Source organism: Streptomyces sp. NBC_00986, from assembly GCF_045162565.1.
Taxonomy (GTDB): domain Bacteria; phylum Actinomycetota; class Actinomycetes; order Streptomycetales; family Streptomycetaceae; genus Streptomyces.
This window is the reverse complement of record NZ_CP108733.1, coordinates 3,517,558-3,541,146: the sequence shown is the minus strand read 5'-3', so window position 1 is coordinate 3,541,146 and position 23,589 is coordinate 3,517,558. Positions and strand designations below refer to the sequence as shown.

The 23,589-nt window shown below is 70.7% G+C and carries 21 protein-coding genes; 12 read left to right on the top strand and 9 right to left on the bottom strand.

From position 1 onward, the window contains the following. Window positions 1–37: 37 nt before the first annotated feature. Entirely contained in the window at window positions 38–988 is a 951-nt protein-coding gene (locus OG504_RS15165) for an RNA polymerase sigma factor (RefSeq protein WP_405990321.1), read from the top strand. 8 nt (window positions 989–996) lie between these two features. Here OG504_RS15165 and OG504_RS15160 read toward each other — a convergent pair whose 3' ends face one another. The 4 genes from OG504_RS15160 to OG504_RS15145 form a co-directional block, all read right to left on the bottom strand. Next, window positions 997–1,593: a cysteine hydrolase family protein gene (locus OG504_RS15160; protein WP_405990320.1), complete on the bottom strand. Its 597-nt coding sequence runs from the start codon at window positions 1,591–1,593 to the stop codon at window positions 997–999. Between the two features lie 38 nt (window positions 1,594–1,631). After that, on the bottom strand, window positions 1,632–3,050 hold the full coding sequence (locus tag OG504_RS15155) for an MFS transporter (protein ID WP_405990319.1): 1,419 nt from the start codon (window positions 3,048–3,050) through the stop codon (window positions 1,632–1,634). Further along, entirely contained in the window at window positions 3,047–3,517 is a 471-nt protein-coding gene (locus OG504_RS15150; RefSeq protein ID WP_405990318.1) for a MarR family winged helix-turn-helix transcriptional regulator, read from the bottom strand. The genes OG504_RS15155 and OG504_RS15150 overlap by 4 nt, the downstream gene beginning before the upstream one ends. 107 nt (window positions 3,518–3,624) lie before the next feature. Beyond that, window positions 3,625–4,542 carry an alpha/beta hydrolase gene (locus OG504_RS15145; RefSeq protein WP_405990317.1) on the bottom strand — a complete coding sequence of 306 codons (918 nt, stop codon included), beginning with the start codon at window positions 4,540–4,542 and terminating at the stop codon, window positions 3,625–3,627. 146 nt (window positions 4,543–4,688) lie between these two features. Here OG504_RS15145 and OG504_RS15140 point away from each other — a divergent pair, with 146 nt between their 5' ends. Then, a complete protein-coding gene (locus tag OG504_RS15140) occupies window positions 4,689–5,582 on the top strand; it encodes a helix-turn-helix transcriptional regulator (protein WP_405990316.1) in 894 nt (297 codons plus the stop codon). A 4-nt stretch (window positions 5,583–5,586) separates the two neighbouring features. Here the strand turns inward: OG504_RS15140 and OG504_RS15135 are convergent, their stop codons facing one another. After that, window positions 5,587–6,579, bottom strand: a complete 993-nt coding sequence (locus tag OG504_RS15135) for a 2-hydroxyacid dehydrogenase (protein ID WP_405990315.1) — start codon at window positions 6,577–6,579, stop codon at window positions 5,587–5,589. 111 nt (window positions 6,580–6,690) lie between these two features. Next, complete coding sequence (gene nac, locus OG504_RS15130; RefSeq protein WP_405845055.1) at window positions 6,691–7,605, bottom strand: nitrogen assimilation transcriptional regulator NAC; 915 nt, start codon at window positions 7,603–7,605, stop codon at window positions 6,691–6,693. Between the two features lie 352 nt (window positions 7,606–7,957). On the opposite strand from nac, the gene OG504_RS15125 reads away from it, so the two are divergent. The 9 genes from OG504_RS15125 to OG504_RS15085 all read left to right on the top strand — a co-directional run bounded on the left by OG504_RS15125 (window position 7,958) and on the right by OG504_RS15085 (window position 16,348). Next, window positions 7,958–8,737: a LamB/YcsF family protein gene (locus OG504_RS15125; RefSeq protein WP_405990314.1), complete on the top strand. Its 780-nt coding sequence runs from the start codon at window positions 7,958–7,960 to the stop codon at window positions 8,735–8,737. Window positions 8,738–8,742: 5 nt separating this feature from the next. Beyond that, a complete protein-coding gene (locus OG504_RS15120; RefSeq protein ID WP_405990313.1) occupies window positions 8,743–9,570 on the top strand; it encodes an allophanate hydrolase subunit 1 in 828 nt (275 codons plus the stop codon). After that, window positions 9,563–10,549 (top strand): biotin-dependent carboxyltransferase family protein, encoded by a 987-nt coding sequence (locus OG504_RS15115; RefSeq protein WP_405990312.1) that lies wholly within the window; start codon window positions 9,563–9,565, stop codon window positions 10,547–10,549. The genes OG504_RS15120 and OG504_RS15115 overlap by 8 nt, the downstream gene beginning before the upstream one ends. A gap of 303 nt (window positions 10,550–10,852) precedes the next feature. Then, complete coding sequence (locus tag OG504_RS15110; RefSeq protein WP_405990311.1) at window positions 10,853–12,163, top strand: MFS transporter; 1,311 nt, start codon at window positions 10,853–10,855, stop codon at window positions 12,161–12,163. Between the two features lie 77 nt (window positions 12,164–12,240). Then, window positions 12,241–12,984, top strand: a complete 744-nt coding sequence (locus OG504_RS15105) for an SDR family oxidoreductase (protein ID WP_393031753.1) — start codon at window positions 12,241–12,243, stop codon at window positions 12,982–12,984. A gap of 5 nt (window positions 12,985–12,989) precedes the next feature. Beyond that, on the top strand, window positions 12,990–14,207 hold the full coding sequence (locus OG504_RS15100; RefSeq protein ID WP_405990310.1) for an aspartate transaminase: 1,218 nt from the start codon (window positions 12,990–12,992) through the stop codon (window positions 14,205–14,207). A gap of 9 nt (window positions 14,208–14,216) precedes the next feature. Then, entirely contained in the window at window positions 14,217–14,891 is a 675-nt protein-coding gene (locus OG504_RS15095) for a 4-carboxy-4-hydroxy-2-oxoadipate aldolase/oxaloacetate decarboxylase (protein ID WP_405845064.1), read from the top strand. Window positions 14,892–14,985: 94 nt separating this feature from the next. Further along, window positions 14,986–15,624, top strand: a complete 639-nt coding sequence (locus OG504_RS15090; protein WP_405990309.1) for a hypothetical protein — start codon at window positions 14,986–14,988, stop codon at window positions 15,622–15,624. A gap of 124 nt (window positions 15,625–15,748) precedes the next feature. Next, window positions 15,749–16,348, top strand: coding sequence for a sigma-70 family RNA polymerase sigma factor (locus tag OG504_RS15085; protein ID WP_405990308.1), 600 nt, complete (start codon window positions 15,749–15,751; stop codon window positions 16,346–16,348). Window positions 16,349–16,355: 7 nt separating this feature from the next. On the opposite strand, the gene OG504_RS15080 is transcribed toward OG504_RS15085, so the two are convergent. After that, entirely contained in the window at window positions 16,356–16,847 is a 492-nt protein-coding gene (locus OG504_RS15080) for a MarR family winged helix-turn-helix transcriptional regulator (protein WP_405990307.1), read from the bottom strand. A gap of 120 nt (window positions 16,848–16,967) precedes the next feature. On the opposite strand from OG504_RS15080, the gene OG504_RS15075 reads away from it, so the two are divergent. Then, entirely contained in the window at window positions 16,968–17,483 is a 516-nt protein-coding gene (locus tag OG504_RS15075) for a YceI family protein (protein WP_405990306.1), read from the top strand. 19 nt (window positions 17,484–17,502) lie between these two features. Here OG504_RS15075 and OG504_RS15070 read toward each other — a convergent pair whose 3' ends face one another. Both OG504_RS15070 and OG504_RS15065 read right to left on the bottom strand, forming a co-directional pair. After that, a complete protein-coding gene (locus OG504_RS15070; RefSeq protein ID WP_405990305.1) occupies window positions 17,503–19,179 on the bottom strand; it encodes a hypothetical protein in 1,677 nt (558 codons plus the stop codon). 198 nt (window positions 19,180–19,377) lie between these two features. Next, window positions 19,378–23,397: a molybdopterin-dependent oxidoreductase gene (locus OG504_RS15065; protein ID WP_405990304.1), complete on the bottom strand. Its 4,020-nt coding sequence runs from the start codon at window positions 23,395–23,397 to the stop codon at window positions 19,378–19,380. Window positions 23,398–23,589 lie beyond the last annotated feature (192 nt).

Genomic DNA, 23,589 nt, shown 5'->3' with positions numbered 1-23,589 from the left:
TGGCACAGGGCTTGTGATGTGTGCGCATGGAGGCTTCATGGTGCCCCTCGACCACCCCACGGACGAGGAACTCGCCCGCAGGGCCCAGGCAGGCGAGTCCGATGCCCTGGGTCTGTTGCTGACGCGTCATCAGGCGCCCATGCGTGCCGTCGCGTTGAGCCTGCTCGGCTACGGGCCCGACGCCGAGGACGCCGTACAGGATGCAGCGTTGACCGCGCTGCGGCGCATCGGTGACGTGCGCGAACCCGCCGCCGTAGGGGCGTGGTTGCGGGCGATCGTGCGGAACGCGGCCCGGATGCGGCTGCGGGCCGTGCGGGAGTTGCCCGGGCTCGACGCGCTGGAGCAGGTGTACGTGCGGGACGACGAGCCCTCGCACCCGGAGCGGGTCGTCGAGCAGCACGCGATGCGGGACTGGATCTGGGACGCGGTGGAGGAACTGCCGCAGCAGCAGCGGCTGGTGCTGATGCTGCGGCACTTCAGCGGGATCACCTCGTACCAGGAGATCGCCGAGGTCTGCGAGGTGCCGGTCGGCACCGTGCGCAGCCGGCTCAATCAGGCCCGGGCGAAGATGGCCAAGGTCCTGCTGTCGACCGCGGCCGGGGGCCACGACGACGCCTCCGCGCTCACCGAGGACAGCAGGCAGGAGGCCGAGGTCACGCTGGACGGCGCCATGCGCGGCCAACTGCCCCCGGAGATCCTGGAGTTGTGGCCCGAGGAGACCGAACTGGTCGGTGTCCTCAACAAGGACGGCGGACGCCTCCATCCCTTCCCGGCGATGCGGAGCACCCGGGACAAGGGCGTGACCCAGCATCTGCGCCATGTCGTGGCCAGCCGGGACATCGCCATCTGGGAGATGGAGGCCGTCAACCCCGCCGGGATCCCCAACCCCTGCCCGCCCACCCTGGCATGGCTGATGTTCCGCCAGGGCGGGCGGGTGCGGAAGCTCCGGGTGGTCTTCCCCGGGACGCCGCCCGGGACACCGGCGTGAGCGCCGTGTCAGACGGAGCGCAGCAGCTGTCGTAGATCCGTGGTGTCGATGACGTGGGCCCGGGACGGGAACACCTTCTCGACCAGCACCCGGTGGGTCTCGGCGTCGGGGTCGGCGACGCCGTCGGAGAGGACGAAGACGCGGTAGTCACGGTCGGCCGCGTCGATGACGGTGGACAGGACCACGCCGCTGGTGCTGATGCCGGCGAGGACCAGGGTGTCGATGCCGCGGTCGCTCAACTGCTCGTGGAGATCGGTGGTCGAGCCCGAGCCGTAGCGGATCTTGCGGACGACGATGTCGCCGTCCTCGGGCGTGATCCGCGCGTCGATCTGCGTGGCGTCGTCCTCGTGGTGCAGCATCTTCGCCGCGGCGACCGCGCTGAAGGACTTGTTGGTCTCGGGGACCGCCGACCAGTCGTCCTCGGTGAAGGCGACGCGGACGTAGCCGATGGCGCCGCCGACCGCGCGGACCTCGGCGATGGTGTCCTTGACCCGCTCGACGAGGGCGTCGGAGTCGGGGGCGATGGGGACGATCCCGTTCTGGAAGTCCATGACCAGCAGGGCCGTGCGCTCGGGGGTGATCGTGGGGAGGGAGGGGGTGCTCACGCGAGGTTCTCCTTGGTGGGGTTCTTACTGAGGTGCGGTCAGGTGGTCTTGGTGCGGCCCATCAGGCGGCGGTCCAGGACGGTCAGCAGGAGGACCGTGAGGCCCGCGCCGACCAGGACGAGGCCGAGGACGTGCAGGCCGTGGTCGGTCACGCCGGTGCGGAAGACGATGCCGCCGATCACGGCCGATGTGATCGTCCCGAGGTAGCCGAAGGTCCTGAACAGGCCGGAGGCGGTGCCGATCTGGTCCGGCGGCGCCTCCAGGTAGAGGGCGGTCTGGTTGCCGACGGTGGTGGTCGCCGAGGCGACGCCGAAGATCAGGGACACCAGCACGATCGCGATCGCCGGGCTGTGCGAGGTCAGCAGCATGATCGCGGCCGAGCCGATCAGCATGGACACCGCCGAGACGACCAGCGGGCCACGGATCAGGTTGCGGCTTGCGAGCGGGCGCGAGAGGAGCGCGGAGACGGCGCCCATCGGCAGCAGCAGGAGTCCCGCCGTCACGGTGGACAGCCCGTGCGCGGCCTCCATCCACTGCGTCACGCCGTACATCACGGTGTACGTGCCGAGCAGGGAGAGCGCCTGGCGCAGATAGGTGCGGGTGAGGGCGCCGTTGGCGGCCAGGCCGCGGAAGTCGAAGAACGGGCCCGGCTTGCGCAGCTCCCACCAGACCGTGGGCACGGCGGCCAGGACGAAGACGGCGAGCGCGGTCCACCCGAGGCGGGGGAGACCCGTCAGGAAGACGACCAGCGCGGTCATCGTCACGGCGAAACCGAGGATGCCGGGCAGGTCGATCCGGTCGGCGACCCTGCGGAAACCGTTGTCCGCGCGGTCGAGCGCCGGGTCCTTCGGCAGCCAGCGCACGGCCATCACCATCGCGGCCAGGGTCACCGGGATGTTGATCAGGAACGCCCAGCGCCAGCCCGCGGCGCCGACCAGCAGTCCGCCGATGGGCGGGCCGATGGCCGCGGTGGCCATGCCGGCGATCGCGATGCCGCCGAGGACTCCGCCCGGCGGGGCGTCGAGACCGGCGTCCTGGGCGCGGCGCCGGATCAGCACCATCGCGCAGGGGAACGCGGCCGAGGTGCCGATGCCGACCAGGACCCGGGCCACGGTCAGCATCGCGAGGTTCTGGCCGAGGCCGCCGACGACCCCGCCGAGCAGTACCAGGACGATGCCGACGAGGAAGATCCGGCGCGCCCCGAGCACCTCCGCCAGCTTGCCGGCGGTGGGCTGCGCCACGGCGCTGGCCAGATAGAGCGAGGAGACGAGGACGGCGGTGCTGCCGACCGCGACATGCAGTTCGGTGGCGATCGGCACCAGCGCGGTCGCGATGATGGAGCTGTTGACCGGGTTGAGCCCGGCGCCCACATAGAGCGGGGTGGTGAAGGTCCAGGCGAAGGGCTTGCGCACGAGGTCGCGCGCCGGTCCGGCTGCCTTGCCGGTGTCGGTGCTCATATCCCGCCGTTGTTCAGCTCTGTCGTGGCGAGGCGCTCCAGCAGCTCGATGGCCTTCTCCACGTCCTTGCGCTCGTCCGGGGCGACCAGCTGGTCGATGGCCCGCGCCAGGAAGGAGGCGCGGCCCGCGAGCAGCTTCTCGACCAGCTCGGTCGCGGACGGGTCGGCGCTCATCAGCTTCTTGCGGCCGTCCTGCGCGTCGGGCTCGCTGCGGACCAGCCCGGCGGCCTTGAGCACGGCCAGGCTCTGCGCGATGGACTGCGCGCTGACCCGCTCCAGCGTGGCCAGCCGCGCGGCGGTGACAGGCCCCTCTCGCACGACGCTCGCCAGCACACCGAGCTGCGTGAGGGTCAGGCCGGTCGAATGCTGCCCCGACTCCGTGCGCAGCCGCGCGCGCAGCCGGGTCATCGCGTCGTTGAGCCGCTGAGCGGTCACGACGGACTGCTGCGGCGGGGGGTTCGTGGTCATGGATCCAAGGTAAAACTACACAAGTAACTTTGCCAAGTTACTTGTGTAGTTTTCGCTGTCTGCTGGATCACACGACCGGATCCACACGGCAGGTTCAGGCGGCTGGATCACGCCGTCAGGTGGTCGGCGAAGAAGCCGCTCAGCCTCTCCACGGCGGGCGTCACGTACTCGTCCTTGTCATAGAGGTCGACGTGCGAAGCGCCTTCGATCCACGCCAACTGCTTCGGCCCGGAAGCCTTTTGGAACGCCTCCACGCTCATCCAGGACGTCACCGCGGCCCGTCCGACGATCAGCAGCAGCGGCCGCGGCGCGATCATGGCGACGGCTGCGAACGTGTCGAAGGCGGCGATGCGATCCACGCTCGTCCAGGTCAGCGCCTTGGCCGAGCGGGGGTGCTGGGCGCGCGGAGAGCAGTAGTACTCCCAGCCCTCGTAGACATGCGGGCCGCCCGCGCGCGCCTCCTCCTCGGTGGCGGGGAAGACCGGGAAACGCTGGACGTCCGCACCACCGGCTTCGGCGGTACGGGCCGCGGAGGCGGCGGCCAGCATGCCCGCTACGACGGCCGGGTCCTGGGCGCCGTCCGCGCCGAGCCGGAACTGACGTGACATGTCTACGGCGCTTACCGTGCCCACGGCCCGGATGCGCGGGTCGGTCGCGGTCGCCGCCAGGGCGTAGCCGCCGGAGGCGCAGATGCCCAGCGCCCCGATGCGGCCGGGGTCGACCGCGTCGAGGGTGCCGAGGAAGGAGACGGCGGCCTTGAGGTCCTCGACCCGCTGCCCAGGATCCTCCAGGCTGCGCGGCTCGCCCTCGCTCTCACCCTGGTAGGCGGCGTCGAAGGCGAGCGTGACGAACCCGCGCTCGGCCAGCAGGCGGGCGTACAGCCCGGAGGCCTGTTCCTTCACCCCGGTGCCGGGATGCCCGACCACGATCGCGGGACGCGGCACCCCCGGCGTCCCGTCGTCCGGGGTGTAGAGGTGACCGGCGAGCTTCAGGCCGGCGCTGAGGAAGGTGACATCGGTACGCATGAGGATGCACTCCAGTCGGAGGTGGGGGAGCCGGTGTACGGCCGTGCCCCCACCGTCACGCCATCCCGCCCCGCGCCACCAGGGACGGCTCTGCCTATGCGGTTCTGTACCAGGCACGCGCCCGCCGACCCGGGGACACTGGAGCCATGGCAGACCGTGACGCGCCGCCCCCCGCCGGCCCCGCCGGCCCCTCAGGCAACGAACTGGGCGACTTCCTGCGCGCCCGCCGGGCGGACCGCGACCCGCAGCAGGCGGGTTTCCCCGACGACGGCCGACTGCGGCGCGTGCCCGGGCTGCGCAGGGAGGAACTGGCGTACCTCGCGCACGTGAGCGTCGACTACATCGTCCGCCTGGAACAGGGCCGCACCCGCCGGGGCTCCCGAGCCGTCCTGGACGCCCTGGCCGACGCGCTCCACCTCGCCCCCGACGAGCGCACCTACCTCTTCACCCTGGCCGAGGTCGCGCCGGGAGCGTCCACCCGGCTGCCCGGACGCGCCGAAGTCGCCCCGCGGCTACGGCAGTTGCTGGACACCATGCACGACGTCCCCGCGATGGTGCTGCACCGCGGCATGGACGTCCTCGCCTGGAACCGCGCGGCCACGGCCCTGCTGACCGACTTCGGCGCGGTGCCCCCGGCGGAGCGCAATCTGATCCGGCTCACCTTCCTGGACGCCGACTTCCGTGCCCTGTACGGGGATTGGCCCCGGGCCGCCCGTGAGTGCGTCGCCGTGCTGCGCATGGAGGCGGGACGCACGCCGCACGACCCGGCACTTGACACCCTGATCGCCGAACTCACCGCCCGCGACCCGGACTTCCGCACCTGGTGGGCCGAGCACCAGGTGCGGGGACCGCGGCAGCTCACCAAGACGTACGTCCATCCGGTCGCCGGTGAACTCACCCTGGACGTCCAGCAGTTCACCGTCGACACGCACCCGGAGCAGTTCCTCGTCGCGTACACGGCCCCACCGGACTCGGCCTCGCAGGACGCGCTGCGGTTCCTGTTGCAGTGGGCCGGCCTCAGCAGCACGCAAGCGGGGTAGGTGTTCAGCTGCCGACGGGCGCGCCCGCCACCGCCGAACTGCCGGGCAGGGGCGTACGAGCGGGCCGTTCGGCCAGTACGTCGAGGATGTTGTCCACCGCCAGGTCGACCATCGCGGCCCGGGTCGCCTCGGTGGCCGACCCGATGTGCGGCAGCGTGATCACGTTCGGCTCGGCCACCAGCGGGGACAACTCCGTTCCCATCGGCTCCCGTTCGAAGACGTCGAGCCCGGCGGAGTGCAGCCGCCCCTCACGGACGGCGTCGAGCAGCGCCTCTTCGTCCACGACCCCGCCGCGCGAGGTGCTGACCAGCGTGGCCGTGGGCTTCATCGCGGTCAGTTCGCGGGCCGAGATCAGATGGCGGGTCTCGTCGGTGAGCGGCACGTGCAGCGACACGACGTCGGAGTCGGCCAGCAGCGCGGCCAGACCCACCGAGGTCGACAGGTCGTCGTCGGGCGCGTACGGGTCGTGGTGGATCACGCGCATCCCGAAACCGTGGGCGCGGCGGGCCACCGCGCGGCCGATCTGGCCGTAGCCGACCAGGCCGAGGGTGGCTCCGTGGACGTCCAGGCCGAGATAGTCGTGCATCCGGAACAGTCCCCACGAGCCGTCCGCGAGGCTCGCGGACGCCGCGCCGAGGCGGCGGCGGGCGGCGAGGATCAGCGCGAAGGTGAGGTCGGCGGTGGTCTCCGCGAGCACACGGGGCGTGTGCGTGACGACGATGCCGCGCTCGGCGGCCGCGGCGCGGTCGACGTTGTCGAAGCCCATGCTGGCCAGTGCGACGACGCGCAGCGAGGGGCCCGCCGCGTCCATCAGGGCGGCGTCCACGGGGTCGTTGCCGAGGGCCAGCACGCCGCTCACGCCGGGGGCGATGGCGGCGAGGTCGGCGGATCCGGGCTTGGCGGCACCGGGCCAGGCCACCAACTCCGTGTTCTCGGACAGGCGTTGCAGGCCTTCACCGGGCAGGTTTTCACGGGTGGCGAGGACACGATTCTTCATGTTCTTCTCCAGTGACGAGCCATGGACAGCCACGCATTACCGGCCGGGCGGATTATTCGAAAGACGCTAGCCGCGGCGGTCACCGGAGACAAATAGCGGATTCGTGTGACGCTATTGGTCGTCCTTATTCCTGTCGGTGTCGATCAGTTCCAGGAAGAGATCGTGCACGGCCAGCGCGGGCTCCGAGAGCGGCTGATTGTCCGAGGTCACCACGGAGAGTTTGACCGTGATGACGGGCTCCACGATCCGCCGTACGGACAGCTCGCGGACGTCGAGGATGGCGCGCGCCGCCGACCACGGCAGGACCGTCGCGCCGATGCCCGCGTCCACGGCGTTGACGAGGGTCAGCGCGGACTCGACCTCGCCCACCACGTTCAGCCGGAGCGAGGCCTGCTGGAAGGCTGCGTCCACGACCTGCCGGATCGTGTGGATCCGGCTGGGCAGCAACAGGGGCAGGCTCGCGAGCTCCTCCAGCCGGACCTCGCCCTTCCCCGACGGGGCCGTGTCGCCGGGCGCGCCGATCAGATAGAGGTCCTCGGTGCGGACGGGCTCGAACTGGACGCCCCGGAGCGGACCGGCGCCGTAGATGAAGGCCATGTCCATGCGGCCCGTCATGATCGCCTCGCTGATCACGCCGCCGAAGTTCTCGTTGATGTGCAGAAGGATGTCCGGGTAGCGCTCGCGGACGCTCTTCAGGAGGGGCAGCGCGAGGGCCGCGCCCAGGCTGTACGGGGCGAGGCCGACCGAGACGCTGCCGGCGGGGGCGCGGCCGGAGACGTCGACGGCGGCCTGGGCGAGGTCCACCTGGCGGAGGATGAGCTGGGCGTGCAGGTACAGGGCGCGGCCCGCCTCGGTCGGGGCGACCCCGCGTTTGCTGCGGATCAGCAGCTGCTGCCCGAACTGTGCCTCCAGGGCGGACAGTTGCTGGCTCAGCGCCGGCTGGGCGATGTGCAGGATGTCGGCCGCGCGCGTGATGCTCCCCGCGTCGATGATCTTGATGAACGAGTAGAGACGCCTGGTGTCCATTGCGCGGGGCCTTCCAGATGGAGCGAAGCCTCATCGTAGGGAGGGATCAGCCCGAAGCACAGCCCGGGTGAGCGGGGGCTGTGAGGGGAGTCATAGTCGTTCGCGATAACGCCAGACCGAACGCATATTGGCGATCACGCGACCGGCGGAATAAGTTGAGCGGAACATCCACACCGGAACGGCTCGGCGAATTCGCTGACGGCTCGACGAAATCATTGTCCGTGTCCGATGTGTGCGGATCATTTTCCGGATGTCACGAAGACGTGATGACTTCGCTTCCCCGGTCACTTCCTTCCCTGGTTCCGCCTTCCCCGGATTTCCCCCTTTCCGGCATTCCCTCCCGGAGGACGTCATGACTCCCATGGTTGATCTCGTCGCCGATCTCGGCGAGGGATTCGGCGCGTACACAATGGGCGACGACGCCGCCCTTCTGGAGTTGCTGACGTCCGCCAATGTGGCCTGCGGATTCCACGCCGGTGATCCCCGCATCATGGACGCCACCGTGCGGACCTGCGTGGAGAAGCAGGTCGCCGTGGGCGCCCACCCGAGCTTTCCCGACCTGGTCGGCTTCGGCCGGCGCGCGATGGACCTCACGCCGGAGGAGGTCCGCACGGACGTGCTCTACCAGATCGGCGCCCTCCAGGCCTTCGCCGTCGCCCACGGCACCCGCGTGCACCACGTCGCCCCGCACGGCCGCCTCGGCAACCTGGTCGCCGTCCGCGCCGACTACGCCCGCGCCGTCGTGGACGCCGTGGCCGCCCTCGACGAGTCGCTGATCGTCCTCGCGCAGGACGGCGAGCTGGCCGACGCGGCCCGTGCCCGTGGCCTGCGGGTGGGGATCGTCGGCATCGCCGACCGCGCCTACCGCGCCGACGGGACGCTCGTGCCCCGCTCCGAGCCCGGCGCGGTGATCCACGACCCGGACGAGGTCGCCCGGCGCACCCTGCGCATGGTCACCGAGGGCGTCATCCGCAGCGTCGACGGCACGGACGTCCAAGTCGCCTGCGACACCGTCCTGTTGCACGGGGACAGCCCCGGCGCGATCGCCCTGGCCGGCCGCATCCGCGAGCAACTCCTCACCGCCGGCGTCGAGATCACCTCCCTCGACAAAGTCCTGAGCGGCAAGGGGTGACCGACATGAACAGCCTCCTAGCGGACGGCCCGACCGTGAACGGCCCCACCACGAACGGCACTTACGCCAACGCCAACGTCACCATCGCCGACTGCGGCGACTCCGCCCTGGTAGCCAAGGCCGTAGGCCTCGCCACCGAACCGGCCTGGCAACTCGTCCACGCCCTCGCCGACGCCCTCAACGCGGTCCAACTCACCGGCGTCCACGACGTGGTGCCCACCTACGACGCCCTGCTCGTCGAGTTCGACTGCGCGGCCACCGACCACGACACCGTCCGCCGCGTCCTGGCCCACGAGGCGGCCCGCCTCGGCCCGCACCCCGCACCGACCACGCCCCCGCGCCGCTTCGTCGTCCCCGTCGTCTACGGCGGCGAGTACGGCCCCGACCTCCCCGAGGTCGCCGCCCAACTCGGCCTGACCGAGGGCGAGATCATCGCCCTGCACTCCGGTTCCGACCTCACCGTGCGCTGCCTCGGTGCCCCCGCCGGAGCACCGATGACGGACGGCCCGCCCTTCCCGAAGCCGGTACCGCGTCTCGCCTCGCCCCGCACCAAGGTCGCCCCCGGCTCGGTCGCGGTCGCCGGACGCCAGGCCGTCATCTGCCCGATGCCCTCACCCGGCGGCTGGCCGCTCCTGGGCCGCACCCCGGTACGCGTCCTCGACCTGCACAGCGACCCGATCACCGCGTACCGCCCCGGCGACACCTTCCGCTTCCGGCCCATCGATCCCCAACAGTGGGACGACTACACGGACTTGAGCCTGGCGGACTGTACGGACCCGGCGGACCCGGCGGACCCGGTGGACCCGGTGGGCCAGGGAGGCGGCCATGGCTGACACCCTCACCGTCCGCACCGCCGGCATCGTCACCGTCCAGGACCTCGGCCGCGTCGGCCGCTCCCGCTACGGCCTGCCCGCCAACGGAGCCGCCGACCAGCACTCGGCGCGCGTCGCCAACGTCCTGTGCGGCAACCACGACCGCGCCCCGCTGCTGGAGATCACCGCCCTGGACTTCGCGTGCGTCCCCTCAGGCGACATTCTCATCGCGGTGACCGGCGCCCCCGCCGAGGTCACCGTCGAAGGGGTCGTACGCCCGCAGTGGGAACCGGTCCCGGTCCGAGCCGGCGAAACCATCCGAGTCACCGGCATCCACCGAGGCCTCCGCGTCTACCTGGCAGTCCTCGGCTCGTTCGAGGCCGACTACCTCCAGGGCAGCTGCGCCCCCGACACGATCCTCGGCTTCGGCCCCACGTTGCGCGCCGGTGACGAACTCACCCTGCGCACGGCCTGCCCGCCGATCGACCACCCCTTCTCCCGCATCCCCCTGTTCCGCCTGAAGGCGCCGGTCCCCCCGTTCCCCACCAGCTGGACCATCGACGTCACCGACGGCCCCGACCGGGCCGAGTTCGGCGACACGGGCCGGCGCCTGTTCGACGCCCCCTTCACGGTCACCCCGCGAAGCAACCACATCGGCCTGCGCCTCCAGGGCGCGGTACCCCGCCGCGTCACCCAGGGCGAGGTCCTCTCCCGCGGCGTCCCCATCGGCGCCGTCGAAGTACCCGCGGGCGACGAACTCCTCGTCCTGCACCGCGGCCGCGGAGTCACGGCCGGCTACCCCGTCCTGGCCGTAGTCACCGCCACCGGCCTCTCCGCCCTCGGCCAGGTCCGCCCCGGCCAGACCATCCACTTCCGCCACCGAACCCTCGACCAGGCAGTAACCGCCCACCGCACCCAACGCCAAGCCATCGACGCCCTGAGAACCAGAGTCCACACAGCCTTCGAGGCCCTACGCATCCGGGCCCCTGCGGGGGCCTGACCGCCGACGCCTTTTCGGCACAGGCCCGCTTACGAAGGTGCGCGGGAACCTGACCCCCCGCACCTTTCCAACACAGGCCCGCTCAAGAAGGGGCGCGGGGAACTGCGCGCCCAGCCCCCACCGACCCGCACAAAACCCACAACCGCTCCCCACCCGCACACAGCCCACCCGCACACAGCCCACCCGCACACAAAACCCACCCGCACCCGCTCACCCCGCTCCCCGCCACCCCGCTGGAAGCACCCCGCACGGAGCCGTCGTAACGCCCCTCATCCCACGCCTGCTGCCCAGACAGGAGACGCCATGAGTACCGTGGCCGCTCAGCCAGTCCCCAACACGGTCGACCCCAGAACAGCCCGCAAGGTAACCCTCGCGGGATGCGTAGGGATCTTCGCCGAGCTCTACGACAACGGCATCTTCGGCTTCATGGCCGGATCACTCGCCGCCGTCTTCTTCCCCGGCTCCGACAACGCCGTCCAGCTCGTCTTCCTCGGCTACGCAGTCTCCTTCTTCTTCCGCCCCCTCGGCGCCGTCATCTGCGGCCACCTCGGCGACCGCATCGGCCGCCAGCGCATGCTCGTCTTCGTCATCCTGCTGATCAGCGCCGCCACCGCGGCCATCGGCGTACTGCCCAGCTACGCGAGCATCGGCATCGCCGCACCCGCCCTGCTGATCCTGCTCCGCGTCGCTCAGGGCTTCTCCGTCGGCGGCGAGGCCTCCGGCGCGATGAGCTTCCTCGCCGAGCACGCCCCGGAGGGCAAGCGCGGCCTGTACACGAGCTACGCGCAGATCGCCTCGTTCCTCGCGCTGCTCACCGGCACCCTGGTCGCCGCCGCGATGACCAGCGGTCTCGGCTCCGCGCGCATGGAGTCCTGGGGCTGGCGCATCCCGTTCCTGCTCGCCGTGCCGCTCGGCATCGCCGGCATCTACATCCGCAAGCGCATCAGCGACACCCCCAACTTCACGCGCCTGAAAGAAGAGGACGGCCTCTCCAAGAACCCGCTCAAGGAGGCGTTCGCCTCCGCCGAGCACCGGCGCGCGATGCTGCTGGCCCTCTTCATCCCCCTGATGAACGGCTCCGGTTACTACGTCCTGTTCAGCTACATGCCCACCTTCATGAGCAGCGAACTGCACTTCGGCAAGGTCCAGGGCCTCCTCGTCACCGCCTCCAGCCTGGTCGCGATCTGTATCGCCATTCCCTACATGGGCCGCCTCTCCGACCGCATCGGCCGCAAGAAGGTCCTCGCCGGATCCGCCGTCGCGATGGCCATCGTGGGCATCCCCTGTTACCTGCTGATCGGCACCGGCAACGTGGCCCTCGCGGTCATCGGCGCCTGCATCATGGCGGTGGTGTTCGCCGGCCACACAGGCGTCATCCACATCCTGCTCGTCGAACTCTTCCCGACCCGTGTGCGTTACTCCGCCTACGGCCTGGGCTACAACGTCTCCTCCGCCCTCTTCGGCGGCACCGCCCCCCTGCTGATGACGTACCTGATCGACCGCACGGGCAACGTCAACATGCCGGCCTTCTACGCCGTCATCACCGCACTCGGCACGCTCATCGCCGTCTCCCGGGTGACGGACCGCGCCCACCTGCCCCTGCGCGACGCCTGACCGCCCCACGCATCACGCAACTCCCGCACCCGCACGTCCGTACGCCCCCCACCCCCGCACAGCAAGGAGCCCTCAGCATGCCCATCTCCGACTACAGGACGGCCCTCGTCACCGGAGCGTCGACCGGCATCGGAGCCGTGGTCGTCGAACGGCTCGCCAAGCGCGGCCTCGAAGTCCACGCCGTGGCCCGCAACGCCGACCGGCTCAACACCCTTGCCGACGAGACCGGTTGCATCCCGCACGCCGTCGACGTCACCGACACCGCAGCCCTCACCGCCGCGCTCGACGGCCTGGAGATCGACGTCCTCGTCAACAACGCGGGCGTCTCCCGGACCGGCAACATCCTGACCGCCGACGAGTTCGCCGTCGACGAGCAGGTCGCCGTCAACATCCAGGCCGTCCTGCACCTGGTCCGCCTGCTGATGCCCGGCATGGTCGAGCGCGACCTCGGCCACATCGTCAACATCAGCTCCATCGCGGCCGTCTACAACTTCGGCGGCAACACGATCTACCACGCCACCAAGGCCGCCGTGCACACCCTCTCCCGCCAGCTCCGCGTCGACGGCTACGGCAAGCGCCTGCGCGTCACCGAGATCTGCCCCGGCCGCGTGGAGACCGAGATCTTCGGCCGCCTCCTCGGCGACATGGAGGCCGCCCAGCGCGAGTTCTACGACGGCTACGAGTCCCTGAAGCCCGAGGACATCGCCGACTCCATCGAGTTCGCCGTCGACTCGCCCCGGCACGTCAACATCGGCCACATCGAGATCCTGCCGACCTTCCAGGTGCCCGGCGGCCTCAACTTCGAGCGCAGGGAGGGCTGATCACCGTGAAGACGGCAGAGCGCCTGCGCCGTATCAAGCCCTCGCCGAGCACGGCGGCGGCCCAGCGCGTACGGGAGTTGAAGAGCCAGGGGCTGACCATCCTCGACCTGACCGTGGGCGAGCCCGACTTCGACACCCCCGACCACGTCAAGGCCGCCGCAGTCAAGGCGATCGAGGCGGGCGAGACCAAGTACACGCCGGTGAACGGCACTTCGGCCCTGCGCGCCGCGATCACCGGCAAACTCCGCGAGCGCCACGGACTCGACGTCACCGACGCGAACATCACCGTCGGCGGCGGCGCGAAGCAGGTCATCTTCCTTGCCCTGATGGCGACTTTGGACGAGGGCGACGAAGTCGTCGTCCCCGCCCCGTACTGGGTGTCGTACCCGGACATGGTCCGCGCCAACGACGGCACCCCGGTCATCGTCGACTGCCCCGAGGCGGACGGCTTCAAGCTGACCCCGGAAAGCCTCACGGCGGCCATCACCGAGCACACGCGCTGGGTCGTCCTCAACACCCCGGGAAACCCGACCGGATCGGCCTACACCACCGCCGAACTCCGCGCCCTGGCCGAGGTGTTGCTCGCCCACCCGCACGTCGGCGTCCTCACCGACGAGATCTACGACGAGATCTGGTACGGCGACGAGAGCGCCGGGTCCCTCGCGGCAGTCGAACCCCGCCTGGCCGACCGGGTGTTCCTCACCAACGGTGTCTCCAAGACGTACGCGATGACGGGCTGGCGTATCGGCTACGGGGTGGGCCCGGCGGACCTGGTCACCGCGATCAACACCCTCCAGTCCCAGACCTCTTCGTGCCCGTCCTCCGTGAGCCAGGCCGCCGCTGCCGCCGCGCTCACCGGACCGCAGGACTTCGTCCAGGACACCGTGCGCGTCTACCGCGCCCGACGCGACGAGACCGTGAAACTCGTCAACGACGTCCCGCAGCTCAGCTGCACGGTCCCGGACGGCGGCTTCTACCTCCTCGTCAACTGCCAGGCGGCCATGGGGCAGTTCACCCCTGCCGGTACCCGGATCGAGAACGACGAGGACTTCGCCCGTCACCTCCTCGACAGCCAGCAGGTGGCGGTGATCCACGGAGCCGCGTACGGCGCCCCCGGCTACTTCCGTATCTCGTTCGCCACGTCGACGGACGTCCTCACCGAGGCCTGCGAGCGCGTCGCGGCGGCGTGCGCCGAACTGACGTCCGCCGCCCCCTCCGTCTGAAAGGTCATCATGATCCGCGTCAGCACCAAGTTCGACCGGCCGGAGCCTTCCGTCGTCAAGCAGTTGAGCGAGTTCTCCTCGGCCACGATCCACGAGGCGCAGGGCCGTCTCGGGGCGCTGGACTCGGCCATCAAGCCGGTCGACCGCACCATGTCCCTGTGCGGCCCGGCGTTCACCGTGCAGTGCGCCCCGCGCGACAACCTGATGCTCCAGACCGCCATCGCCTACGCGCAGCCCGGTGACGTCGTGGTCGTGTCCGCCGGCAACTACGAGGAGGCGGGCTCCTTCGGCGACGTCCTCGCCAACGCCTGCCAGTCCAAGGGCCTCGCCGGTCTGATCACCGACACGGGCGTCCGCGACACCGAGGACCTGCGCGCGCTGGGCTTCCCGGTGTTCTCCCGCAGCGTCTGCATCAAGGGCACGGTCAAGGAGACCGTCGGCCCGATGTGCGAGCCGATCACCGTCGGCGGTGTGCTCGTCCGCCCCGGCGACATCATGCGCGCCGACGCCGACGGCGTGGTCGTCGTCCGCCGCGAGGACGCGGCCGAGGCCGCCGCCCTCTCGCAGGAACGGGTCGACGCCGAGGCCGGGTTCATCGCCGCGTACCGCGCGGGAAAGACGGTCGTCGAGATGTGCAACCTCGCGCCGGTGCTCGCCGCGAAGGGCCTCGTGATCGAGGAGTAGGACGGGCCCGCCGCGACCACCACCACTGAGCACCGGGCCCGGAAATACCGTACCCACGGCTGAGACCCAGGTTCGGATGCCAGGATGAGGCGCCATGACGGCAGGGTGGTGTGCGCGCACAGTGAGGGCCGCGATGTTCGCGGCCGTCTGTGTGCTGCTCGCAGCCCTGGCCCACGTCCTGATGTCCGGCCGCCACGTCCCCGCCTGGGCACTGGCCGCCGGACTCGCCGCGACCGGCGTCGCCGCCTGGTCCCTGGCGGGCCGTGAACGCGGCCTCCCGCTCATCGTGACCCTCGTGGTCGCCGTCCAGGCCGCCCTCCACTCGGCGTTCTCCCTGGCGCAGCCCGCGACGGCGGGGGAGTCGGCGGCCATGGACATGGGGTCGGCCGACATGGGCTCCATGCATATGAGTGCAACAGACTCCATGGATATGGGCCATATGTCGGCGACCACCACCGGCACCTCCTCGCCCGGGATGCTCACCGCCCACCTCCTCGCCGCCTTCCTCTGCGGTCTGTGGCTGGCGCACGGCGAGCGCGCCACGTTCCGCGTCCTGCGGGCCGTAGCAGGACGACTGACCGCTCCGCTACGACTACTGCTCGCGCTCCCCGCCCCGCCGCACCGTCCGCGGCTCCGCCCGCGCCGCGCCCGTTCCGAGCGGGCGCCGCGGCTTCTCCTTCTCGTCCACGCGATCACCTCTCGGGGTCCGCCCCTGGGGACCGCTGTCGCCTGACGACAGCCGGAGCCCCGGGGCCGCTCCTACGCGCCCCGGGCCTCGGCCGTACCCCCGCGCCCCGCCCCTTCCGGGCGCCGCGGGACGGCCGATCCCCTTTCACGGTGACCGAGAAGGACCTCAGGTGATCACTCCCACCCTGCCCGCCTCGCCCGACGTGACGGAGTCGAGCGACGAGTCACTGACCAACTGGGCGCTCGCCGCCCGCCACGGCGACCCCGCGGCCGTCGACCATCTCGTGCGCGCGCTGCACCGCGACGTCCTGCGCTACGTCTCCCACCTCTGCGCCGACCCGCAGGCCGTCGACGACCTCGCACAGGACACGTTCCTGCGGGCGCTCGGCAGCCTGCACCGCTTCGAGGGCCGCTCCTCGGCCCGCACCTGGCTGCTGTCCATCGCCCGCCGCGCGGTGATCGACAGCTACCGCCGAGCCGCCGTCCGCCCCCGCCTGTCCGACGTCCAGGACTGGCAACTCGCCGTGGAACTGGCCCAACCCCGGGGCCTGCCGGGCTTCGACGACGGTGTGGCGCTCCTCGACCTGCTGGCCCTGCTCCCGGACGAACGCCGTGAGGCGTTCCTCCTCACCCAACTCCTCGGCCTGCCCTACGAGGAGGCGGCGGAGTTCGCCGACTGCCCTGTGGGGACGGTCCGTTCGAGGGTGGCCCGCGCCCGGGCGACCCTCGTGGACCTGCTGGCCGACGAGGGAGCGCCCAACGTCCTTTAGAACGGCGTCAGTTGGCGGCTCGATCGGGGAACAGTGCGTTCAACGCCTCCTGTTGCTCGCGCCCCACGAACTGGGTGAGCCCGCGCCTGACCGTCTCGGCGAGTGACTCGGAGGCCTCGCGCAGGAGTTGGCTCGCCTTGTCGGTGAGGGCGACCTCGATGCCGCGCTTGTCGCCGCAGACGGACTTGCGGGTGACCAGGCCCGCGTGCTGGAGACACGCGATCTGATACGTCAGCCGGGTCTTGGGCCGGCCCAGCAGCTCCGCGATCCGGGTCATCCGCAGCCCCTCCTTGGGCTGCTCGGCCAGCAGGCACAGCACCAGGAACTCGTCGTGCGAGACGTCGAGGTTCCCCTTCACGACCGAGCGCAGCTCCTGCTCCACCGCACCCGTCGCCGCCAGCAGCAGCATCCACGCGCGGAGCTCGGGCGGGAGCAGCCCGTCGCCCCGCAGGGACGGACATTCGGGCTGGTCGGCGGGGCGCTCTACGGGGTCGGCCATGGGTCGAGTCTACCTGTTGTCCAATTTTGGAGGAGTGGTTGTCCAGATTTGGATAATGGGCTAGCGTGAGGCTCATAAGGCTCATTCAAATTTGGACTACCGGAACCAGTGGGAGAGATCATGACCGTCGCCGTCGAGACCGGGGTGTGGCAGCTCGACCAGGCCGCCTCCACCGTGGGCATCAGCCACAAGACCATGTGGGGCCTGGTCAATGTGAAGGGCACCTTCGGCACCGTCAACGGTCAGGGCGAGGTCCGGGGCGACGGCTCCGCGATCGGCACGCTGACCCTGGACGCCGCCTCCCTGGACACCAAGAACGCCAAGCGCGACAAGCATCTGCGCTCCGCCGACCTGTTCGACACCGACAAGTTCCCGGAGATCACCTTCGCGGTGCGCAGCGCGGAGTTGCGCGACGGCGACACCGTGCACGTCGTCGGTCAGCTGACCGTCCACGGCATCAGCCGCCCGCAGACCTTCACGGCCCGCCTCAAGGACATGACCGGCGACGCGCTCACGCTGGACGCCGAATTCACCGTGGACCGCGACCAGTTCGGCCTCGGCTGGAACCAACTGGGCATGCTGCGCGGCCTGACCACCGTCACCACCACGCTCCGCTTCCTGCGCACCGCTGCCTGAGGGACCGTCAAGCGGACGGTCAGTCCTTGGGTCGCAGCCGGATGTCCGAGCTGGACAGCGTCTGCGGGGTGGCGGTGAACGCGCGCACCCGGATACGGACCTTCTTGTGCGGCAGGGTGAACGTCCCGTTGGGCGGCCGGAGTTCGATGGTCTCCGTGCTGTGCGCGGGCAGCGTCGCCGGACCGCCCACCTGGGACCAGTACCTGCTCATGCCCTGACCCGTGGTGAGCGTGTAGTGGGGCGTCAGCGCGTCGCCGGACGAGTTGGTGACCCTGAGGGTCAGCCGGGTCACGACGGTGGGCAACGCCCGCCGCACACCGGTGAGTCGCATGTCCATCGGCGGTGCCCCCGTCGCCGCCACGGCCGCGCTCGCCAGTGCGGGCGTGACGAGCAGCACGGCCGCCGCGACCCGGGCCTGCCGGCGGTGCGGGCCGGACAGCAGCCGGGGGCGCGGCTGCCACGCGTCACGGAACTCGGCGATCGGCGCGGTCACCGCGGACGCCAGCCACAACGGCGTCATCAGCAGGTAGTAGCCGTCCTGCGAACGCGTCGCCAGATAGAACGCGCACCACGGCAGGACGGTCGTCGCCGGCCCCAACCGCCGTACGAACAGCACGAACACGGCGAGCAGACCCGCCGCCAGCAGCATGCTCGCGTGGGAGTACCAGTCGAGCCGGTCGCTGCCGTTCGTGAAGTACAGGGAGATGTCCACCAGGCCCTGGCCGTGCACCACCGCGCCCTGTGTCAGGGGCAGCGCGATGCCGCTCAGCCAGGTGCTCGGCTCGTGCACGATGAAGTACGTGTTGATCAGCAGCCATACGGTGACGGCGACCCCGATGACGCGCAGCAGCACCAACGCGGCCTGCCGGGCGCCCAGTTCGCCGCGTCGCACGGCGTAGATCCCGGCGAGCAGGAACGGCGTGAGGAACCAGGGGAGTTGCTGCGCCGCGCAGGCCGCACCCAGGCACGCGGCCTGGGCGATCCCGGCCGGGCCGAGCCGGCCGCCCCTGCCGATCCGGGGCCAGCGGATCACCACCGGCACCAGCAACGCCAGCGCGAGCACCGCGGGATAGCCCTGGCGGCCGTAGGTCGGAAGAAGGCCGAGGCCCAGGCACGCCATGGTGGCCGCCGACCGCCACTGCGTCGGCAGCAGGCGCCACATGAGGACCGCGGCCGCGATCAGTGCGCCGGTCGCGACGGCCGTCGCGGGGGCGCCGCCGTGTCCGATCCACAGGAGGGGCGCCGTGAGCAGCGTCTCCAGCGGGGGATAGCCGTAGGTGTAGTCGTAGCCGCCGGTCACCGTCGGGGTGAGGGCGACGCCCTGGCTGGGGTGGAAGAGCCAGGGCCAGGGCCGGCCGTAGATCGGGTGTCCGGCGACCAGTTCCTTGGCGGCCTGGGTGGTGAGGACCGCCTCGTCGCCGCCGGCGTGGAACACGGACCACGCGGACAGCGCCAGCAGGACCGCGGTCACCAGGACGACGAGGTCGATCCGGGCCAGCGAGCGCGCCCGGCGGACCACCAGGGTCAGCACCCCGCACACCAGGATCGAGGCGTAACAGAGGCAGACGACCGCCGCCACCACGAGCCGGTGGCTGGCGGCCTGCGTCCACACCGGCCGGACGCCGATGAACAGACTGATGTCGGCGAGCAGGGTGAGGATGCGGTGCCACTGCGCGGGAGGTTCCGGGGCGGACACCGCCGACTGTGTCCGCCGACCGGGTGTCACCTGTTGTGTTTCTGCCAAGTGCACGACACAGGACGCTAATCGCGGCCGGTGAGCCGGGTGTCCGGAGTCGTGAAGATTCGGGTGTGAGACCGGTAAGAAGGCCTCGTCATGGCCTAAATGGGACAAACTCGAACGGCTTTGTTCAACTGACCATGGCCATCAGTTCATTCAGTAAACATCGCGCACATACCGCTTCGCCGCCGCCAGTTGCTTCACATACGCACCCGCCTCGGCCTCGTCCATCCCGCCGTGCGCGACCGCGATGTCCCGCAGCGCGCGATCCACGTCCTTCGCCATCCGCGAGGCGTCCCCGCACACATAGAAATGGGCACCCTCCCGCAACCAGTGCCACAACTCCGGCCCGTGCTCCCGCATCCGGTCCTGCACATACACCTTCGCCCGCTGATCCCGGGAGAACGCCGTGTCGAGCCGGGCGAGGGCGCCCTCGCCCGACAACTCCGTCAACTCCTCCTCGTAGTAGAAGTCCGTCGCCCGATGCTGCTCCCCGAAGAACAGCCAGTTCGGCGCGGGATGCCCGAGCGCGCGCCGCTCCTGAAGAAACCCGACGAACGGCGCGACCCCGGTGCCGGGCCCGACCATCACCATCGGGGTCGCGGGATCGGCGGGCGGCCGGAAGTGCGGCGAGCGCTGCACGAACACCGGGACCTCGGTCCCCGCCTCGGCATCCGCCAGGAACGGCGAGCAAACCCCGCCACGCGGACGGCCGTTGAGACCCTCGTACCGCACCACCGACACCGTCAGCGAAACACTGTGCGGGTCGACGAGCGGACTGGACGAGATCGAATACAGCCGCGGCTGAAGCCTCTTGAGCACTCCGGCCCACTCCTGGGCCCTCGCCTTCACCGGATACTCGGCCAGCACATCCACCGCCTGCCGCCCCCAACTCCACTGCGCCAGCCGGTCCTTGTTGTCGGGCCGCAGCAGCCTGCGCAACTCCCGGTCGTCCCGGGCCCGTTCGGCCACGAACCGGAGCAGATCCGGGGTGATTCGGGTGATGTCCAACCGCCGATGGAGCGCCTCGGCGAAGGACAGCTCCCCAATGCCTTCCAGGTCTACGACCGTTGCGGCATCGGTGCCGGTGGCCGTGAGCCATTCGTCCACCAGGGAGGGGGAGTTGACCGGCCGGACGCCGAGTGCGTCACCGGTCTCGTACGTGAGGTCGGTGCCGCTGGTGTCGAAGGTGAAGCGGCGGACCTCCTTGCCGGCGCCAGGGCGGCTGAGCAGGCGGTTGCCGACGAGTCGGGCGGTGGTGGGAGTCGGGGTGAGCTTGGGGGTGCGGGGCGGTGACTTGGGGGCGCTTTCGGCGCCGAGTGCTGTGAGCACCTGCCCCAGCCACGCGTCCGCCGACGGCTCGAAGTCCGGTTCGCAGTCCGTGCGCGGAGCCAGTCGCACCCCGCCCAACTCGTCGAGCCGCGCGTCCAGTCGGCGTCCGTGCCCGCAGAAGTCGCCGTACGACGAGTCGCCCAGGGCGAGTACCGCGAACCGCACTCCGTCCAGCCGTGGCGCCTGTTCACCGGCGAGCGCGTCCCAGAAGCCGGAGCCGTTGTCGGGGGCGTCGCCGTCGCCGAACGTACTGGTGATGAAGAGGAGGTCGGTGTCGGGCGGGAGCGTGCCGACGTCGGCCTGGTCCATGCCGAGCAGGGAGGCTCGGTGCCCGGCCGAGCTCAGCCGTTCGGCGGTGGCCGCCGCCAACTCCTCGGCGTTGCCGGTCTGTGAGGCCCACAGGACGACTATCTGCCGGGCGGAGTGCGGTTGTTGGTGTGGTTCGTGTGGGGGAGCGGGGGTCGACCGCGAGTACATCCCGGCGAGAACGCCGTTGACCCACAGCGCGTGCTCGGCGCTGAAGGGTGCGTCCGGCGGAAGCGTCGGGACACCCGGGGCGCCGGACCCGATGCCCGCGAGGAAGCCGGTCAGGTAGAGGCGTTCCTGCGCGGTGAGGACGGGCGGTGGGGTCGGGTCGAGGCCGAAGGGGTTCGCTCCCGGGGTCACAGCGGTCGGGACGACGACCTCCGCGGGTGCCGGTGCCACGCTCGCCACCTTGGTCAGCGCCACCGCGCACACCTTGAACTCCGGCTGGAACGACACCGGATCCACCGCATCGTTCGTCACCGCGTTGACGCTCAGGTATTCGCCGAAGAGGTCGTTCCAGTGGAACGGCGCGAAACAGCCCCCGGGCCGCACCCGGTCGGTCACCACCGCGGGCAGCACCGCCCGCCCCCGCCGCGAAGCGACCTCCACCGAGTCGCCCTCCGCGATCCCCAACTCCCGTGCGTCCTGCGGGTGGAGCTCCACGAAGGGCCCGGGGTTCAGCTTGTTGAGCTTGGCGACCTTGCCCGTTTTCGTCAGCGTGTGCCACTGGTGCTGCAACCGCCCGGTGTTGAGGACGAACGGGTAGTCGTCGTCGGGCAGTTCGGCGGCCGGCATGTGCGGGCGGGCATGAAACACCGCACGCCCGCTGGCCGTTGGGAAGCGCAGCTCGCCCCCGCCCACGTACCGGATGGGGTTGCGGTCCGGCCCGTCCTCCTCCGCCGCAGGCCACTGCACCGGCGTGGACCGCAGCCGCTCGTACGTCACCCCGCGCAGGTCCCAGCCGGTCACCGGGTTCCAGAACTGCCGTAGCTCCTCGAAGACCTGCTCCGCGCTGTCGTAGGAGAAGCCCTTCTCGTAGCCCATCGCGCAGGCGACGGACGCGATGATCCGCCAGTCGGGCAGCGCCTCGCCGGGTGGGGCGACGACGGGTCGGGCCAGCGTGAGGGTGCGCTCGCTGTTGACGAGGACGCCCTCGGACTCGGTCCACATCGCGCCGGGGAGGACGACATCGGCGTAGGCGTTCGTCTCGGTGTCGGTGAAGGCGTCCTGGGTGATGACCAACTCGGCTGCTTCCAGGCCCTCGATGACGGTGCGTCGGTTGGCGACCGAGGCGACCGGGTTGGTGCAGATGATCCAGCAGGCCTTGATGTCGCCGTCGGCCATCTTCCGGAACATCTCGACCGTGCCCCGCCCGACACCGTCCGCGCGGATCGTGCCCGGCGGCAGGCCCCACAGCTCCTCGGTGAACTCCCGTTCCGCGTCGACCAGTACGGACCGCTGGCCCGGCAACCCCGGGCCCATGTAGCCCATTTCGCGGCCGCCCATCGCGTTCGGCTGGCCGGTGAGGGAGAACGGGCCGCTGCCGGGGCGGCAGATCGTGCCGGTCGCGAGATGCAGGTTGACCAGGGCGTTGGTGTTCCACGTCCCGTGCGTGGACTGGTTGAGGCCCATCGTCCAGCAGCTCATCCACTCGCCCGCCTCGCCGATCAGCCGGGCCGCCGTACGGATGTCGTCCTCGGCGAGACCGGTGAGGACGGCGACGGTGTCCGGTGCGTAGTCGGCGAGGAACTCCGGCAGCGCCTCCCAGCCCTCGGTGTGCGCTGCGATGAACTCCGGGTCGGTGTGGCCGTTCTCGTGCAGCAGCCTCAACAGGCCGTTGAGCAGGGCGAGATCGGTGCCCGGCGCGATCTGGAGGAAGAGGTCCGCCTTCGCCGCCGTGGCGGTCCGGCGTGGGTCGACGACGATCAACTTGGCGCCCGCCTTGACCCGTTCCATCATCCGCAGGAAGAGGATCGGGTGGCAGTCGGCCATGTTGGAGCCGATGACCAGGAACACGTCCGCCCGCTCGAAGTCCTCGTACGACCCCGGCGGCCCGTCCGCACCCAGCGACGACTTGTAACCGGCGCCCGCACTCGCCATGCACAGCCGGGAGTTGGACTCGATCTGGTTCGTCCGGACGAACCCCTTGGCCAGCTTGTTCGCCAAGTACTGGGCCTCCAGGCTCATCTGCCCGGAGACGTAGAGGGCGACCGCGTCCGGCCCGTGCTCGTCGACGATCTTCCGCAGCCGCCGCGCGGTCTCGGCGATCGCGTCGGCCACGGGCATGGGCACCGGCTCCCCGCCCCGCTCGTCCCGCACGAGCGCCCCGGTCAGCCGGCCCGGTGCGGCGAGCATCTCGGCCGTGGTGGCGCCCTTGGTGCAGAGGCGGCCGCCGTTCGCCGGGTGCGCCTTGTCGCCGGACGCCCTGAGGACCGTGGGCCTGCCGTCGGGGCCCGCGCCGACGTCGAGGAGCATGCCGCAGCCCACACCGCAGTACGAGCAGACCGTCCGTACCTGTCGTGTGGGGGGCTTCGTCATGCCGTAGACCGTACGAATTGCCCGTTACGCCGAGGTCACGCGGCCCGATCATGAGGGGTTACGCCCGGTGCACAACCGGCCCTGGGCCACTGTGAGATGCGGTCCGATCTTGTCGCGGAGTGTGTCGCAGTTGGGCCGAACGGGTGACAGTGCGCAACAATTGCCGGATGCAGACTGCCAGCGCGACCCAGG

What these genes read in the sequence shown, in the direction of transcription:
- OG504_RS15115 (WP_405990312.1), top strand. Translation starts at nt 9,563, where the DNA reads ATGGCTGACACCCTCACCGTCCGCACCGCCGGCATCGTCACCGTCCAG.
- OG504_RS15095 (WP_405845064.1), top strand. Translation starts at nt 14,217, where the DNA reads ATGATCCGCGTCAGCACCAAGTTCGACCGGCCGGAGCCTTCCGTCGTC.
- OG504_RS15135 (WP_405990315.1), bottom strand. Translation starts at nt 6,579, where the DNA reads ATGAAGAATCGTGTCCTCGCCACCCGTGAAAACCTGCCCGGTGAAGGC.
- OG504_RS15105 (WP_393031753.1), top strand. Translation starts at nt 12,241, where the DNA reads ATGCCCATCTCCGACTACAGGACGGCCCTCGTCACCGGAGCGTCGACC.
- OG504_RS15110 (WP_405990311.1), top strand. Translation starts at nt 10,853, where the DNA reads ATGAGTACCGTGGCCGCTCAGCCAGTCCCCAACACGGTCGACCCCAGA.
- nac (WP_405845055.1), bottom strand. Translation starts at nt 7,605, where the DNA reads ATGGACACCAGGCGTCTCTACTCGTTCATCAAGATCATCGACGCGGGG.
- OG504_RS15155 (WP_405990319.1), bottom strand. Translation starts at nt 3,050, where the DNA reads ATGAGCACCGACACCGGCAAGGCAGCCGGACCGGCGCGCGACCTCGTG.
- OG504_RS15150 (WP_405990318.1), bottom strand. Translation starts at nt 3,517, where the DNA reads ATGACCACGAACCCCCCGCCGCAGCAGTCCGTCGTGACCGCTCAGCGG.
- OG504_RS15075 (WP_405990306.1), top strand. Translation starts at nt 16,968, where the DNA reads ATGACCGTCGCCGTCGAGACCGGGGTGTGGCAGCTCGACCAGGCCGCC.
- OG504_RS15140 (WP_405990316.1), top strand. Translation starts at nt 4,689, where the DNA reads ATGGCAGACCGTGACGCGCCGCCCCCCGCCGGCCCCGCCGGCCCCTCA.
- OG504_RS15165 (WP_405990321.1), top strand. Translation starts at nt 38, where the DNA reads ATGGTGCCCCTCGACCACCCCACGGACGAGGAACTCGCCCGCAGGGCC.
- OG504_RS15120 (WP_405990313.1), top strand. Translation starts at nt 8,743, where the DNA reads ATGAACAGCCTCCTAGCGGACGGCCCGACCGTGAACGGCCCCACCACG.
- OG504_RS15145 (WP_405990317.1), bottom strand. Translation starts at nt 4,542, where the DNA reads ATGCGTACCGATGTCACCTTCCTCAGCGCCGGCCTGAAGCTCGCCGGT.
- OG504_RS15125 (WP_405990314.1), top strand. Translation starts at nt 7,958, where the DNA reads ATGACTCCCATGGTTGATCTCGTCGCCGATCTCGGCGAGGGATTCGGC.
- OG504_RS15065 (WP_405990304.1), bottom strand. Translation starts at nt 23,397, where the DNA reads ATGACGAAGCCCCCCACACGACAGGTACGGACGGTCTGCTCGTACTGC.
- OG504_RS15090 (WP_405990309.1), top strand. Translation starts at nt 14,986, where the DNA reads ATGACGGCAGGGTGGTGTGCGCGCACAGTGAGGGCCGCGATGTTCGCG.
- OG504_RS15080 (WP_405990307.1), bottom strand. Translation starts at nt 16,847, where the DNA reads ATGGCCGACCCCGTAGAGCGCCCCGCCGACCAGCCCGAATGTCCGTCC.